Here is a 14,064-nt window from a genome sequence, read left to right as displayed (position 1 = left end):
TGCCGCCGGCCCCGGGAGGCAACCCGGCTGTGAGGCGGGCGCTGCTCACATGGCCAGGAACACCCGGTGGACGACGAACCCGAGGATGGCGAGCTGGGCGAAGTGCGCGGTCGCATAGCAGATGAGCCTCCACGGCTGCAGGCTCAGGAGGTAACACGCCGTGTGGGCCACCCTCGCCGCGGTGAACGCGCCGAACAGCACGTACGCCCAGAGCTCGGGGCCGCCGGCGAGCACGTACGCGAGGGAGACGAAGAGATAGAGAGGGATGTTCTCCAGATCGTTTTGCCAGCAGCGGCCGGCGCGCCATGCAAGGCCGGTGTCCTCCTTGTGCGCGAGGCCGAACATCTCGGCGTCTTCCGGCCGCGGATAACCTCCCGCCGCGACGCGGCCGCGCTTCTGCATGGCCGAGTTGAAGTGCATCTTGAAATAGAGCACGAGCAGCGACGCGACCCAGATCTTGAACGTCGGCGGCATGGCCTCTCCCGGGGGTGGTTACCGCGATTGTAACATGGGATCTTCTTGCCTGTGTCCTCCCCTGGCTGGCGGCGTCCTCCGCGGCGTGATCGTCGTGAGCGGCAGGAACGACAGCCTCGCCCGGCCCGCGCTGCATGCGTCCGCGATCGGGCCGGGCGCGACGCCGCAAAGCGCCGGCCGCCGGCTGCTGCCCCGGGCACCTCAATCGTGCTGCGCCGCGTCGCTCGTCCGCGAGAGGCTCGCCAGGAGCTCCGCCCGCTCCTCCACGGTGCCGGGGGCGACGTCGACCACCTGGAAGCCGGCCGCGCGGTACATCGCGCCGAGCCGCCCGTTGATGCGCTCCGCCTCGGCGGCGCGCTCCTCTCGGCTCCTCCCCCAGCGCGGCGCCTGGAGCTCCGGCATCACGGCGAACAGGAACACGAGCGCATAGCGCTCGAAGGCGGGCTCGCCGGGCGGCCAGGGGTACTCTTCCTCTCCGCTCGTGCGCAGGTAGTACTCGACGGGGTCGAGATACCCGCGCTCCAGCCAGTCGCCGCCGCGCGCCTCCGCCTCGATCGTCCTCTGCGTCTCCAGCACCCGCGCGGCGAACTCCCGCTTTCGGCACAGCGGACAGACGTGCTCCGGCGCGTCGATCGGGTGAAACGGCGCGTCCGGCGGGTGGCCGTGGGTGCGCGCGCCGAGCTCGTCGAGCACGCGCCGGTGCGCCTCGCCGTGCACGCGGTAGCCCCGCGTGGACGCAAGGTGACGGAGCGTCGTTGTCTTGCCGCACGAATAGGCGCCCGTCGCCACGAAGAGACGCTTGAAGACACGCTCGCTCATCGAAGCTTCACCGCCGCGTCCACCACACCGAGCCCCCGCCGACCTCGACGGCGCGTCCAGCGCGCGCCGCGAAGCGCGCGACGGCCTCCAGGACGCCCGCGTGCTCCTCGTTGTGGTCATGGCCGGCCAGGATCGCGCCCGGCTTGAGCCTGGGCCACCAGGCCTCGAGGTCCGCCAGCACCGCCGCCGCGTCGTGCGAGGCGTCGAGGAAGACGAGATCCAGGCTCGCTTCGGCGAAGCGCGCCGCCGCGTCCGTGGAGGCCAGCCGATGGACGATCGGCCGGAGCCCGAGCGCCTCCATGTTCGCCTCGAACGCGCCGGGCACGTCCTCCGCGGCCAGCAAGGCGCTGTATCGCGCGGCGTATGCGTCGCTGGAGCCCTCCCAGGCGTCGACGCAGTGGAGCGCGACGCCGCGCCGCGCCGCGAGCCGCCCGACGTATGCCGTGGAGAGCCCCTTCCAGGAGCCCACCTCGACCATGGCGCCGCCGCGGATCGAGCGCACGAGCGCCCGGTACGCGAGGCCGGCCTCCTCGGAGAACCAGCCCTGGACGGGATCGACCCGGGTCACCGGAAACAGCGCCAGGAGCGCCGCCGGCTTCCGCGCTGGATCGCCGTATTCGTATTGCCTGTCGCACAGCTTCACGAAGCAGCGGGCGTCGTACGCGACGAACAGCGGCCGCGCGATGACGGCGAACTTCTTGAGCGACGTGGACCGCTCGGGCTCCCGCTCTCCCCGCCGGATCTCGTCGGCGGTCGTCGCGAAGATGACGTCCTCGTGCCGGATCGGGCGCCCCTGAGCCGGGCCGTCGGTCCACGGCCGCTCTCCGGGGTATCCGGCGCGGTCGGTGCCGTGCTCGAGGAGGCGAGCCAGCTTGTCCGCCTCGCTCGCGCGGAACAGGAGCGGGCTCGTGATGCCGCGCGCCTCGAGCTCGTCCAGCGCCTCCTCGAGAAAGAGCAGGTTCCGGCCGATGTAGGGCAGGGGGATGATGGGCGGCGTCATGACGCGTCCTGCGCCGCGCGCGCCGTCGTGGTCGTTGGCGGCGTCGGCGGGCCCAGGATGCCGTCCCAGGGCTGCCAGGTCGAGGCGAGCCGGGCGTTCGGGTGGAAGATGAGCTCGTGGACGATGCCCGGGCCCGAGCGCTTCGTCTCCTCGATCTGCGCGAGATCGGCCTCCTCGAAGACCACATCGATGTCCTGGAAGCGGAACACCTCGACATAGTAGTAATACCCCACGATCTGCCGCTCGAACGAGAACCGCGCGTCGGCGCTCAGCGCGTCGAGGATCGGCTCGAGCCGGACGCGGGCGCGATCGCTGTATTTGACGACGTGGTTCTCGACCACCGCGGCCGGGTCGGTCTTCATCAGTTGCCGGAAGATCACGTTGTCCACGCCGAGCGACCGCGCGAACCGCAGGTAGGCCACGATGTGCTCCACGGCGTCGATCTGGCCCTGCAGGAGCACGCAGGAGAGGCGCACGCGGGTGCCGCCGGCCGCGGCCGCCGCCACGACGCGGCGGAGCTCGTCGACGCTCAGGCCGTCCTTCATCACCATGAGCCTGGCATTCGTGTCGTGGTCGGGGTGGGCGCGGCTGATGTTGAGGTGCTGGACGCCGGTCTCCACGATCCAGTCGATCACCCGCTTTCCCTCGCGCTGCTGGAGCAGCCCCGAGCCGTTCGTGGTGAGCGTCCGCTTGCGGCAGCGGCGCGCCTGGCCGAGCGCGAGGATGCGGGGCAGCCGCGGATCGTGGCTCGGCTCTCCGCCGGTGATCGACACCGTGGGATCGAGCGGCCGGAGCGCGTCCAGGGACTCGGCCATGGCGTCGAAGTAGCGCCCGTCGTCGTCCTCGACGATCTTCTGCACGGCGAGGCTCCGCCCGCGCGACGCGGGCCTGAGCTCCTCGACGCAGAAGTGGCACTTCGCGTTGCAGGGCTGCCGGCTGTAGATGGAGAAGTTCGCGTTGCGGTAGACCTCGACCGGCCGGCCCCACAGGTCGAGGCGCACCGTCGCGCCGGCCGTGCTGTTGCCTGTCAGGTCGAAGGCGCGGCTCTTCAGGCGGCGCCATTCGTCGCGGAACGGGCGCGCGCTCACGGCAGCCTCCGCATGGCGTCGGAGCGCGCGACGAGGTCGGGGCCGAAGGCGCCGCCGTCCGGGTTGAGCATCGTGAAATGGGTGCCGACGAGGAAGGGCTCGTCCCAGTCCTCGCGCTCCTGCGCGAAGCCGTAGCGCTGCAGGTGGAACACGTTGGCGAGCTCGATGAGCCCCGCGTCACGCACGGCCTGCGCGACCCACGCGTCGCCGTCCGGCTCTGTCTTGCGCAGCCGGACGTTCAGCACGAGCTGGCGGTCGCCGCCGAGCGCCGCGAGCCGCTCGCGCAGGGCGCGCGCGAGGTCGAGCAGGCCGCCGTCGTGCTCGAGGAGGTGGTGGTTGACCGACAGCTTGATCGTCGTGGGCTCGCCGAGCTTCTCCAGCCAGGCGTCGAGCCCGGCCGGCTCGCGCGGGAGCTCGACCCCGTTGGTGACGACGACGACGCGCGCGCAGCGCGGCTCGACGCGGGCGAGCCGCACCATCTCGTCGAAGTGCGGGTGGATCGTGGGCTCGCCGCCCTCGAGCTGCACCTCGAACGGGCCCTCGGCCGGGAAGCTCGCGCGGTAGCGGTCGAGGGCGAGGAAGGTCTGCCCCTTCGGCGACGAGCAGGTGCAGCACCAGGGGCACGCGCGGTTGCAGTGGTTCGAGGTCGCCACGTAGAGCCGGCGCGGCCGCTCCGCCGTGGGCCGGTCGAGCGGGAGCGTGCCGGTGAGCGTGGCGTTCTGGGGTCTCGTCGCGGTCGGCATGGGGCCTCCAGCGAGGAGGGTACACCCGACGGGATGCCCAGGCGGGGCGCATCAACCGAGCGAGGGAGGCCGTCGCGGTGCGAGACAGGGGAAAGCTCGCCGGCGATGCGTGCCGCCCTCGCGCGGCCCTCTTTCCTGGCTGGCAGTCGATCAGTCCCCTCGGGCGGGGCGCGCCATGCGCGCCGGGGCGAAGCTCCCGTAACCGCCCTGATCGCTCCGGCGGATCGCGGACTCCAGCACGATGGCGATGCCGCGGGCCCGCAGGACGCTCGGGTCAACCTCGACGAGCTCCGGCGACGTCAGGACGGAGCCGATGACCGAGCGCGGGAGCGGCACGGTCCAGATCGGCCACCGGAATGTCCCTGTCTTCCACTCGCCGCTGCAACCGGTCGTCACGATCCGGTCGCCGACCGGGGCCACCCGGATGAACGGCAAGCCCCGGAACGCGAGCCAATCCGCGCCGGGCACGCCGAGCTTCTTGTCCTTCGATGGATCGCTCGCCCGAAGCGCATAGTCGCGCGCCGAGGTGTTGTCCCACTGAAGCACCGGGAGCGGACGCTCGTATCGCCACGGACCGAACAGCGCCTCTTCCAGGTCCTCGACGCGCACGCCCTGGGTGAGCTCGCTCACCATGCCGAGGAACTCCTGCTGCCCCGCGGTGAAATGGAGCGCGGTCGGCTTCGTGTTGCCGTTGTTGTCCACCGCGACGTCCGTCGCGAACGCGGCCGCGAAGTCGAGGCTTCGCCGCCGATCCTCGCGCACCAGACCGCTCAGGTAGTCCGCGAAGAAGCCCGGAGGCGGCTTGAGATCGTGCGCCTCGGCCCCGTTCCCGTCTTTACGATAACGCAGCCGCTCGATAGCTGGCTCTCCCCGGAAGCTCTCCAGATCGTGCACGAGCGCGTCGAGCAATGCATTGCGATCTGGACCGCCCACGATCGCCGGCCTGTACGTCCCACCGGCGCGCCAGAGCAGCCTGGGCTCCGGCTGTCCCTCCTTCGCCCGGTCAGCGAGCGCATTGAGCACGCCCAGCGCCGAAAGGAACGCCAGCGGGTTCTTGCCATCCAGGCCGGTCAGCAGGAGCTCGGTCATCGCTCGTCCCTCGCCTCGATCTCGCCGCGCTGCTCTTCCTCGCTCCGACGGTGATCCGCGAGCCGGAGGATCGCCTCTAGCCACGCCAGACCGAACCAGCCGTAGCGCTCCACGAGCCGCCAGAACCGCTCGGCGATACCCGAGTCGAGCCGCGGGACGCCGTGGTCGCTGGAGACGGACACGACCGTGCCGCCGGCGTCGAAGGCGAGCTCGACCGGCTCGGGATCGTCCACCACCGGCGCGAGTGGCCGGCACCAGCCGTGATGCGATCCCACGAGATGCAGGACAAGATCCGGATCCTTGGCGCCGTCGAGCAGCGATGGCCGGGCCTCCAGGAGCGCGACGGATGACAGCTCGTGACGGGCCCCCCGCGGATACCCTGACCGCTCGCGCGCGCGGGCCCGCGCGGCGCGATCCGCGGCGACGATCGCGCTCTTGGCGAGCGGCTCCGCGGCCACCGCCGCCCGGAGCTCGCTGCCCCCGTGGAGCATCCGCTGGAAGCGCGGATCCACCTTCCCCGCGTCATGCCAGCGCGCCGCGAGCTCCACGTCGCGCACGACCTCGGGCGGAAGCCCGCACTGCTCGGCGAACCGCTCGGCCCAGGCGGCGACGCCGCCCAGGTGCTCCCGCAGGGTCACCTCGACGCCCGTATGCGATGCGCCGTCGTCCTCCGTCGTCACGTCGCCCACCCCTTCGGCGTGTGCGCGGACGCGCCCGACGAGCGCGAAGTAACCCCTCTCCAGCCCGCCGCCCGCGCCGAGCCGCGCGATGCCGTCGAGCCGCAAGAGGGCGGGGCGCTTCCTCCCCTTCACAGCGAGCGCCTCGAGCACCCCGCCGAGCCACGACGCTCCGGTCGCCTTCGCATTGCTCTGCGAAAGCCATGTGTCGATGGCCTCGCTCATTTGCGATAGCCACGCGTCGACGGCCTCGCGCTCATCGACGTCCGAGCCCTCTTCCTCGACCGGGACAGGGGCCTCTGGCCATGCACGATCCAGGACGTCAGCATGCTGCCGCAAGAGCTCCGGGTGCAGCCGCAGCGTCGGGCGCCCCGTCTGCTGCCATCGAGCGCGGTCGCCCAGATCCGAGACGGGCTCGTGGCACGAGGGATCCCAGGTGCCTTCGGCGAGGCCCCCGTACGTGCTCGGGACGACGATCGTGCTGCCCGCGTGGAGATCGCGGGGGTTGATCACCCGGCTCTCGTCGCCCTTCCAGACGAGCGCGGGCCGCCCGGTCCGCGGGTTTCCGTCGTCCTCGCCCACCGCGCGCCCCTCGACGTCGGCGAGATCGGGCCCTGTGCCCCCCTGGAGCCATGCGCGCACCGCGTGGATCGGCATCGAGAGCGCCTCGAGCCCCACCGGCGTGCACGCCTCCACGCGCTTCAACAGGGCCTCGCGCGTCTCTTCCTCTTCCATGGCCTGCTCGAGCAGCGCCTCGGTCACATCGGCGCGCCAGACGACCTGCACCTCGGGCGCCTGCTGCTGATCGGTCCCATGGAGCCACAGCGAGACGTCGGGATCGATCACGGGGCTGGGCCTCGTCTGCACCCACAGGTCGAGGTGCGCGGGGAGCATCACGGGGGCGCGGCTCTTCGGCGAGAGCATCGCGTCGAGCGCCTCCCCTTCGGGCAGCGCCGCGGCGATCGCCTGGATCCCGAAATCGCGCGTGCCCTCGCCGATCCAGGTCCACGTCTCCGCGAGCGCCTTGCCGTAGACCGGATCGACGTGATCCTTGGTCATTGCATCCGAGCGCACCAGGACGACGCCGCGCACGTCGTGGGGCGCGAGCTCGAGCGCACCGAGCCGGTCCAGCCGGCCGAAGCGCTGCCGGAGGGCGTCGAGCGAGGCGCACTCGGTCACGATCGCGTCGAGATCGAAGTCGGCGCCCGCCTCGATGCACTGCGTGGCGACGACGACCACCGGGCGCGCGGTCGCGTTGCGCACGCGGCCGGAGCGGACCAGCGGGCCGAGCTTGCCGTCGAGATCGTCCCGATCGAGCGGACGCATGCGGCCGGTGACGAGGAAGACGTCCGCGCTGTCGCCGACCCGCTTCCGCAGGATGGCGGCCGCCTCGCGCGCCGTGGCGACGCGGTTGACGATGACGCCGACGGCGCGCCCGGGCGCCACGAACCGCAGGGCATGGTCGGCGCACGCCTCGGCGAAGGCCGCTCGCCTCGCGTCCTCCCCGCCGCTCACCTTCACCTCGTGGCGCACGACGGGCTTCTTCGCCCGGAGCCGCATGGCGAGCCGCTCGTCGCGGAGGTCGTCGTCGTTCAGCCCGAACACGCGCTCGTCGTCGGGCGTCGCTGGGGTCGCCGACGTGCCGCCCGAGATCGCCGGCGGGCTGCCTGGCGTGGCCGACATCTCCACGAGCCGCCATCGATCGGGCAGCTTGCTGCTCGCCCGCGTGCGGTAGCGGCGCAGCGAGCGGAGCGTGTCGCGGAACGGCCGCGACAGGTGCACCTCGTCGAGCAGCAGGAGCGTGTCGTTGCCGAGCAGCCCCGCGTGGATCGGGCGCATGACGTCGCTCACGCCGTAGCCGCGGAAGAGCAGCCGCGACCCGACCTGATCCACGGTCGAGACGGCCACGAGCGGCTGATCGGGCCTCTGCGCCCATGCGTCGTCGCGCGGCATGCCGCCGCGGAGCTGCGCCAGCGCGAGCGGCGCCTCGCCCTCGCGGAGGCCGGCGAGCGCACGGAGCCGGTCGGCCACGGCGCGAAGAACGCCGTCCCGCGCGTCGGCCAGGGCCCTGGCGATCGCCTTCGCGCGCTCGAAGGCCTGATCGACGATCGTCCGCCGATCCACGACCATCACGATGCGCCGGGGGGCCTTGCGCTGCGCAGGTGGCGACGCGGCGTCGAGCGCGAGGTGAAAGATCGCGACGTCGATCGCCGCGGTCTTGCCCGTGCCCGTGGGCAGATCGAGCAACCTGGGCCACTCTCCCACGCGCGCGACCTCGGCGAGCAGCCTCTCCTGCCACGGGAACGGCGTCGCGCGGCCTCCCGGAGCCGTCGTCGCGCCGTGGACCGCCTCGAAGTACGCGGCGAAGTCGTCGAGCGAGAGATCAGCCATGTTCCCTCAGCGGCCGGAAGAGGCCCATGCCGAAGTACCGCCCGGCGCCGAGCAGGATCGGCCCCCTCACCGGCGCGTCGAACGTGAGCCTCGCGTGCACGAGGACGCGCTGCAGGGGAGGCGAGCCCGCCTGGAACGGCGGAAAATGCCGGGCCTTTTCGGCGCCCGCGAGGGGCGCCGCGGGCGTGACCGTCACGCGCGCCGGGCGCGGCAGGCCGATCCGCTCGCACGCCGTGGCGACGGTCTCCTCGGCCTCGGCGTAGGCGGCGGCCTCTCTCCGTGGATCGCGCGCGCCGAGGTCGCCCGGGTTGCGATCGAGCGCGACCGGCGTGGCGCTGGCCCAGGATACGGCCTCGGCGCACCACGTCGCCGGCCGCAGCGTCGACTGGAGCGCATGCTCTTCCAGCCGCTCGAGGACGAGCTCGCCCGCCCTGCCGAGGTGGACCGGCAGCCGCGGCCGCTCCTCGTCGTCCTCGCGCCGTTGCCGCTCCCAGGCGTCCAGCGCGCGGTAGACGGCGAGGCGTTCCTCGCGGGTCGCGTCCCGCGGCAGGATCAGCGCGACGCCGAGGATCGCGCCGTCGGCGTGCTCGCTGCCGACGAACGGCAGCGGGACGTACGCGAGGTGGGGGCGCTCGCTCGGACCGCCGGACGCGCGGTGCCCCGAGAGGATCTCGGGCGCACCGGGGCCGTACGCCGCCATCATCGCCTTGCGCACGGTCCGGGCGACGTCGACGCCGCGGATCGAGGGGAGACGCGGACCGGCCACCCGTCGCAGGACGATCCACCCGTCGCCGAGCCGGGGCGCCGGGGCGCCCGCCTCGCCGGCGGCGCGGGGCCTCACGTAGCGCTGGAACGACGCCGGCATGACCCGTCCCGGCGCGTCGGCCTGGAGCTCGAAGGCCGCGCACAGGGCCTCGAGCTGGCCCGGGCCGACGACGCGGAGCACCGCCTCGTCGCCGGCGCGCCCCCGGCCCACGTCGTCCGGGATCCAGGTCGCTTCGGGGCGATCGTCGCGGACGCGGACGGACACGAGCGAGGAGGAGTGCCCGAGCCGGGTCACGCGCGCGGCGAGCGCGTCGAGGGTCGCGCGCTGCTCCGGCGTGGGGTCTGCGCTCGGCCAGGCGAAGACGATGGCCGACGGGGCAGGCCCGAGCTCGGCGGGGGCGCTCGACGGGAAGGTGCGCGGCTGGCGCGTCCGCCGCTCGGGCAAGAGCGACGCGGCCCTCGCCGGCCCGTCCTTGCCCTCCTTACCGGCCGGGACGCGGGCGAGCGCCTTGCGGACGGCGTCCTCGAAGCGCGCCTCGGCCTTGGCCAGCTTCTTCTCGGCGGCGGCGAGCGCCTTGCCGCCCTTCTCCCGCGCCGCGTCGAGCTCGGCGCGCGCCTCGCGCACGAGCAGCGCCTCGTCGTCGAGCGAGCCGACCACGCTCGTGTCGTTCACGGGCACGAACACGGTCACGACCTCGCGCGCGGCCGCCTCGGGGGCCGTGATCTCGGGCGGGCCTTGCCGCTCGAGCCACTCGAGCGCGGCGCGCTCGGCCTCGGACCGATCGAGCGCCTCGAAATGCGCCGCGACGAGCGCCGAGAACAGCCGCGCCGGGTGCGGCGGCCACTCGGCCCGGCCGCGGTCGTCGACCGCGGTGGCCACGTAGCGGCCGGTCAGCAGGGCGACCTCGAACGCGAGCATCAGCTATCGCCCTCGGCCTCGCCGCTCGCCGCCACCTCGCGGCTCTTCCGGATGAGGCCGGCGAGCTTCGGCGCCGGCGTGAGCGTGATGGGCTTCGGATCCCAGCCGAGGCCGTGCTCCCGCGCCTTCTGTTCGGCGCCCTGGAGCAGGGCCACGGCCTCGGCGCGCGAGAGGGAGAAGCGCTCCGGCTCGCCGCCGTCCCGTCCGAGGAGCTCGAGCACGAGCGGCTCCTTCGCGACGAGGATGGAGCGCGAGCGGAGGTCATAGCCCTGGTCGCGCTGGTAGACGATGCCGGCGAGCGCCAGCGCGGCGAGGGCGGTGCGCGCCGCCGTCTCGGCCGCGTCGCGCTGCTCGGCGGGGAGGCGCTCGCCCGAGCAGGCGGTCTGGAAGCGCAGGCGGCGGAGGGCGCCGAGCGAGAGCACGGTGGTCTGCACGGCGTGGCTCATCGTGACCCCGCCTGCGTCCGAATCGATGCTCGGCGGGATGTTGCCGTGGTTGATGGCGGACGGAGAGCCCTTCTTGCCGTCGCCGCCGCCGCTCCGGGAGAACTCGACGGGCTTGTTCTTGACGATCTCGGCTTCTTTCGGGTCGACGGTCCAGTCCTGGCTCGGATCCTTGTGCTTGAACACGGGGCCAGCCTTCGTCTGGATGCCGGCGGGGTCGAGGCGGCTCGCCGTCTTGACGCCGAGCGCGACGTCGATCCCGACGATCTCGGAGACGAGGCAGCGCTGGAACTTGGCGCCGAGGCCGCCCTTCGGCCCGGTGCTGTCCCACACGCCGAAGATCAGGGCTGTCGGGCAGTGCTTGAACATGGCCGTCGCGTGCGTGGGGCGCGCGTCGGTGATGTCCTTGCCGACGGTCGTGTGGCGGAACGGGGCGCCGCCCAGCACGCTGTCGCGGAGGAGCGCGTCGGCGATGCGGTGCGGGGCCTGGAGCGCGGTGATCTGCTCGAGATCCTCGAGGCCCTCCTCCTTCGAGAAGTCGACCTGGACGACGGGGAAGGGGAGCTCGCCGCGCCGCCATCCTTCGAGCAGCGATTCCTCGAAGCGGTTTGCCTGCGAAGCGACCGAGTCGAGGAGCACGGTATTCACCTCGCGCCCGTCGATGCGCCGCGGCTCCATCGCGTATTTCGTGGTGGCGTTGCGCTCCTTCACGTAGGTCGGTGGGAAGACCTTGTCTCCGGGGCCGCCCGCGGGCTCGAGGCGCGTGATGGCGCGGAGGGCGGCGGCGCCGCCGGCGACGGCGTGCGTGAGGGTATCGAGATCGAGAGAGCGCATCAGTCCTCCGTGTGCGGGGCAGGGTGAATGACGACAGGCCGTGGGGTGTGGGTGGGTGCGCGACCCTGTGATGGGGGTCGAACACGTGATCGCGCGTGCGGCGTCGAGACGTGGGGCGAAGCGCCGGCGACGGTCTGGAACCAGGCGGCGTAGGGCAGGCGTGGGCTCATGCGGCTCGGCGTCGGCGTCGTCCGGCAGGCGCGACGGTGCTTACCATCGCAGAGGAGGAGGGGCATGGGAAGAGGGCAATGCCTCACCCGCCGAGGTGTGCCCGGATCCGGGCTGATGCGCCGGATGACGTGAGGTGCAGAGCCGGGATCGTCGTGCTCGCTGAGCCCTGGACTGCCGGATCGTGGTGGTCGGAGTCGAGCACGGAGACTGGGGTATGTTGGAGCACTCATCGAGAGATCTTCGCGAGGCGGCGCGCTGCTGCTGGCGAGGAGAGGTCTCGCGGCGTTTCATCGAGCGCGCGTCTGCCATTCCGATGAGCTGCCCCAAATTTCCTTGATTTATTGACCATTTGTGTCCTTGACGCTGCCGGACACGAGGGCGTTTGATGGCACCCAGAGGGGGTGCCACGATGGCGCGAGCTCCTGAGCGAGTCCCGGATGAATCGATTGAACCGCTGATCCGCGCGAAGCCGCTTCCTCGGAAGCTTCCTGTTGCAGGGACACCACCGGAGCTGGTGCCGGCGCGGATGATCAACGAGGTGCTGTACTGCGAGCGCCTGCTCTACCTGGAGTGGGCGCAAGGGGAGTTCGAGGACAACGTCTTCACGGTGGAGGGGCGGAGCGTGCACCGGCGCGCGGACGTCGCCGGCGGTGAGCTGCCGCCGCCGCGGGCGGGCGCGGCGCCTGGCTCCGCGGAGGGGCACGCCGGGACGACGCCCTCCCCGGTGCCCGGGATGCCTCCGGCGTCGCCGATGCAGCCGGCAGCGCCGGAGGCGGCGCGGCGCGGCTCCGCGAGGCGTGCGCTGCGCGACGACGACGCCGCCGAGCCCCCGCCGTACGAGGCGCGCAGCGTGTGGCTGTCGTCGGAGCGGCTCGGCATCACGGCGAGGATCGATGTGGTGGAGGGGGACGCGTCGGGGCGGTTGCTCCCGATCGAGTACAAGCGCGGCCACGCGCCCGACGTGCCCGGAGGGGCGTATCTGCCGGAGCGGGCGCAGCTCTGCGCGCACGTGCTGCTCCTGCGCGAGCACGGGTATGCGTGCGACGAGGCGGCCATCTACTTCGCGGCCTCACGGCGGCGGGTCCCGATCGCGATCGACGAGGCGCTCGTCGCCGCGACGCTGGCCGCCGCGGCGCGCGCGCGGGAGGTGACGGGCGCGGCGTGCATCCCTCCGCCGCTCGTCGACAGCCCGAAGTGCAACGGCTGCTCGCTGGTGGGGATCTGCCTGCCCGACGAGACCAACCTGCTGCGGCGGCTCGCCGGCGAGGATCTCGACGCGCCGGCGGAGGGCCTGCTCGCCGGGGTGGAGGCGGTCGAGCAGGGGCCGGACGAGCTGGAGGGCCCGCTCGAGGTGGATCCGTGGGGGCTCGCCGGGGAGGCGAGCGAGCCCAGCGCCGCGAGCGAGGCGAGCGAGGTGAGCGCCGCGAGCGCGGCGACCGCGGCGGCGAAGCCGGGCGAGGGCGACGCAGCAGGCGAGGCCGAGCTCCGGCGGCTCCATCCGGCGCGCGACGACAGGCTCCCCGTGTACGTGCAGGAGCAGGGGGCGCGCATCGGGCTGGCGGGGGAGCGGCTCGTGGTGCACACGCGCGCCGGGGGGCGCAGCGAGGCGCGGCTCTCGAACACATCGCAGGTGGCCCTGCTCGGCAACGTGCAGATCTCGACGCAGGCGATGCGGGCGCTGCTCGAGCGCGGGATCCCGCTCTGCTTCATGACGTACGGCGGTTACTACCTCGGGCGCGCGACGGGGCTCGACTCGAGGAACGTGGAGCTCCGGGTCGCGCAGCACCGGGCGGCCGCGGACGAGGCGTTCTGCCTCTCGTTCGCGCGCGGGGTGGTGGTGTCGAAGATCAAGAACGCGAGGACGATGCTCCGGCGCAACCACGCGGCGGTGGAGCCCGCCGCGCTGTCGGAGCTCGACCAGCTCGCGCGCAAGGCGGCGGAGGCGCCCTCGCTGGCGTCGCTGCTCGGGCTGGAGGGCACGGCGGCGCGCGCCTACTTCGGCGCGTTCCCGGGCATGCTGAAGGGCCCGGACGAGGTGCGGGGCGCGTTCGATCTGGAGGGGCGCAACCGGAGGCCGCCGCGGGATCCGGTGAACGCGCTCCTGTCGCTGGCGTATGCGCTGCTGGCGAAGGAGCTCGCGGTGACGCTCGGCACGGTCGGGCTGGATCCGCTGCTCGGGTTCTATCACCAGCCGCGCTTCGGCCGGCCGGCGCTGGCGCTGGACCTGATGGAGGAGCTCCGGCCGATCGTGGCCGACTCGGTGGTGGTGGCGACGATCAACAACGGGGTGGTCGCGCCGGACGATTTCCAGCGGCACGGGGACGCGGTGGCGCTGCGGCCCGCGGGGCGGAAGAAGTTCCTCATGGCGTACGAGCGGCGGATGGATCAGCTCGTGACGCACCCGGTGTTCGGCTACCGGATCAGCTACCGCCGGGTGCTCGAGGTGCAGGCGCGGCTGCTCGCGCGGGTGCTGCTCGGCGAGGTGGGGGCGTATCCGTCGTTCCGGACGCGGTGAGGGGCGGAGGGACGCGAGGGGCGGAGGGACGCGAGGGCGAAGGGACGCGAGGGCGAAGGGACGCGAGGGCGAAGGGACGCGAGGGGCGAACAAGGGACGCGGGGGGCGAAGGGACCTGGCGGAGCGAGAGGCGAAG

At 72.8% G+C, this 14,064-nt stretch carries 10 protein-coding genes; 1 reads left to right on the top strand and 9 read right to left on the bottom strand.

Annotated elements, in window-relative coordinates:
* Nucleotides 1–45: 45 nt before the first annotated feature.
* From WMF31_RS35000 to cas7g, 9 genes are all read right to left on the bottom strand, one after another.
* On the bottom strand, nucleotides 46–474 hold the full coding sequence (locus WMF31_RS35000; RefSeq protein WP_436606098.1) for an MAPEG family protein: 429 nt from the start codon (nucleotides 472–474) through the stop codon (nucleotides 46–48).
* A 201-nt stretch (nucleotides 475–675) separates the two neighbouring features.
* A complete protein-coding gene (locus tag WMF31_RS34995) occupies nucleotides 676–1,293 on the bottom strand; it encodes an ATP/GTP-binding protein (RefSeq protein WP_436606097.1) in 618 nt (205 codons plus the stop codon).
* A 7-nt stretch (nucleotides 1,294–1,300) separates the two neighbouring features.
* Entirely contained in the window at nucleotides 1,301–2,293 is a 993-nt protein-coding gene (locus WMF31_RS34990) for a class I SAM-dependent methyltransferase (RefSeq protein WP_436606096.1), read from the bottom strand.
* Entirely contained in the window at nucleotides 2,290–3,381 is a 1,092-nt protein-coding gene (locus tag WMF31_RS34985; protein ID WP_436606095.1) for a radical SAM protein, read from the bottom strand. The genes WMF31_RS34990 and WMF31_RS34985 overlap by 4 nt, the downstream gene beginning before the upstream one ends.
* Entirely contained in the window at nucleotides 3,378–4,124 is a 747-nt protein-coding gene (locus WMF31_RS34980) for a radical SAM protein (protein WP_436606094.1), read from the bottom strand. The genes WMF31_RS34985 and WMF31_RS34980 overlap by 4 nt, the downstream gene beginning before the upstream one ends.
* 150 nt (nucleotides 4,125–4,274) lie before the next feature.
* Nucleotides 4,275–5,213 (bottom strand): type I-G CRISPR-associated protein, Cas3-extension family, encoded by a 939-nt coding sequence (locus tag WMF31_RS34975; protein ID WP_129344637.1) that lies wholly within the window; start codon nucleotides 5,211–5,213, stop codon nucleotides 4,275–4,277.
* Nucleotides 5,210–8,281: a type I-G CRISPR-associated helicase/endonuclease Cas3g gene (cas3g, locus tag WMF31_RS34970; RefSeq protein WP_436606093.1), complete on the bottom strand. Its 3,072-nt coding sequence runs from the start codon at nucleotides 8,279–8,281 to the stop codon at nucleotides 5,210–5,212. Before cas3g ends, WMF31_RS34975 begins: the two co-directional genes overlap by 4 nt.
* Nucleotides 8,274–9,965, bottom strand: a complete 1,692-nt coding sequence (gene csb2 / locus WMF31_RS34965) for a type I-G CRISPR-associated protein Csb2 (RefSeq protein WP_436606092.1) — start codon at nucleotides 9,963–9,965, stop codon at nucleotides 8,274–8,276. Before csb2 ends, cas3g begins: the two co-directional genes overlap by 8 nt.
* Entirely contained in the window at nucleotides 9,965–11,242 is a 1,278-nt protein-coding gene (gene cas7g / locus WMF31_RS34960) for a type I-G CRISPR-associated RAMP protein Csb1/Cas7g (protein ID WP_436606091.1), read from the bottom strand. The genes csb2 and cas7g overlap by 1 nt, the downstream gene beginning before the upstream one ends.
* Nucleotides 11,243–11,939: 697 nt before the next feature.
* Between cas7g and cas1 the strand changes: the two genes are divergently transcribed.
* A complete protein-coding gene (cas1, locus tag WMF31_RS34955) occupies nucleotides 11,940–13,928 on the top strand; it encodes a CRISPR-associated endonuclease Cas1 (protein ID WP_436606090.1) in 1,989 nt (662 codons plus the stop codon).
* The last annotated feature ends 136 nt before the right edge of the window (nucleotides 13,929–14,064 follow it).

It is taken from the genome of Sorangium sp. So ce1036 (genome assembly GCF_051369805.1).
GTDB classification, from domain to species: domain Bacteria; phylum Myxococcota_A; class Polyangia; order Polyangiales; family Polyangiaceae; genus Sorangium; species Sorangium cellulosum_F.
This window is presented reverse-complemented; position numbering and strand designations above follow the sequence as displayed.

Bases quoted from the DNA above. Each gene is read 5' to 3' on its own strand.
- WMF31_RS35000 (WP_436606098.1), bottom strand. From the start codon at position 474: ATGCCGCCGACGTTCAAGATCTGGGTCGCGTCGCTGCTCGTGCTCTAT.
- WMF31_RS34995 (WP_436606097.1), bottom strand. From the start codon at position 1,293: ATGAGCGAGCGTGTCTTCAAGCGTCTCTTCGTGGCGACGGGCGCCTAT.
- WMF31_RS34990 (WP_436606096.1), bottom strand. From the start codon at position 2,293: ATGACGCCGCCCATCATCCCCCTGCCCTACATCGGCCGGAACCTGCTC.
- WMF31_RS34980 (WP_436606094.1), bottom strand. From the start codon at position 4,124: ATGCCGACCGCGACGAGACCCCAGAACGCCACGCTCACCGGCACGCTC.
- WMF31_RS34975 (WP_129344637.1), bottom strand. From the start codon at position 5,213: ATGACCGAGCTCCTGCTGACCGGCCTGGATGGCAAGAACCCGCTGGCG.
- cas3g (WP_436606093.1), bottom strand. From the start codon at position 8,281: ATGGCTGATCTCTCGCTCGACGACTTCGCCGCGTACTTCGAGGCGGTC.
- csb2 (WP_436606092.1), bottom strand. From the start codon at position 9,965: ATGCTCGCGTTCGAGGTCGCCCTGCTGACCGGCCGCTACGTGGCCACC.
- cas7g (WP_436606091.1), bottom strand. From the start codon at position 11,242: ATGCGCTCTCTCGATCTCGATACCCTCACGCACGCCGTCGCCGGCGGC.
- cas1 (WP_436606090.1), top strand. From the start codon at position 11,940: ATGATCAACGAGGTGCTGTACTGCGAGCGCCTGCTCTACCTGGAGTGG.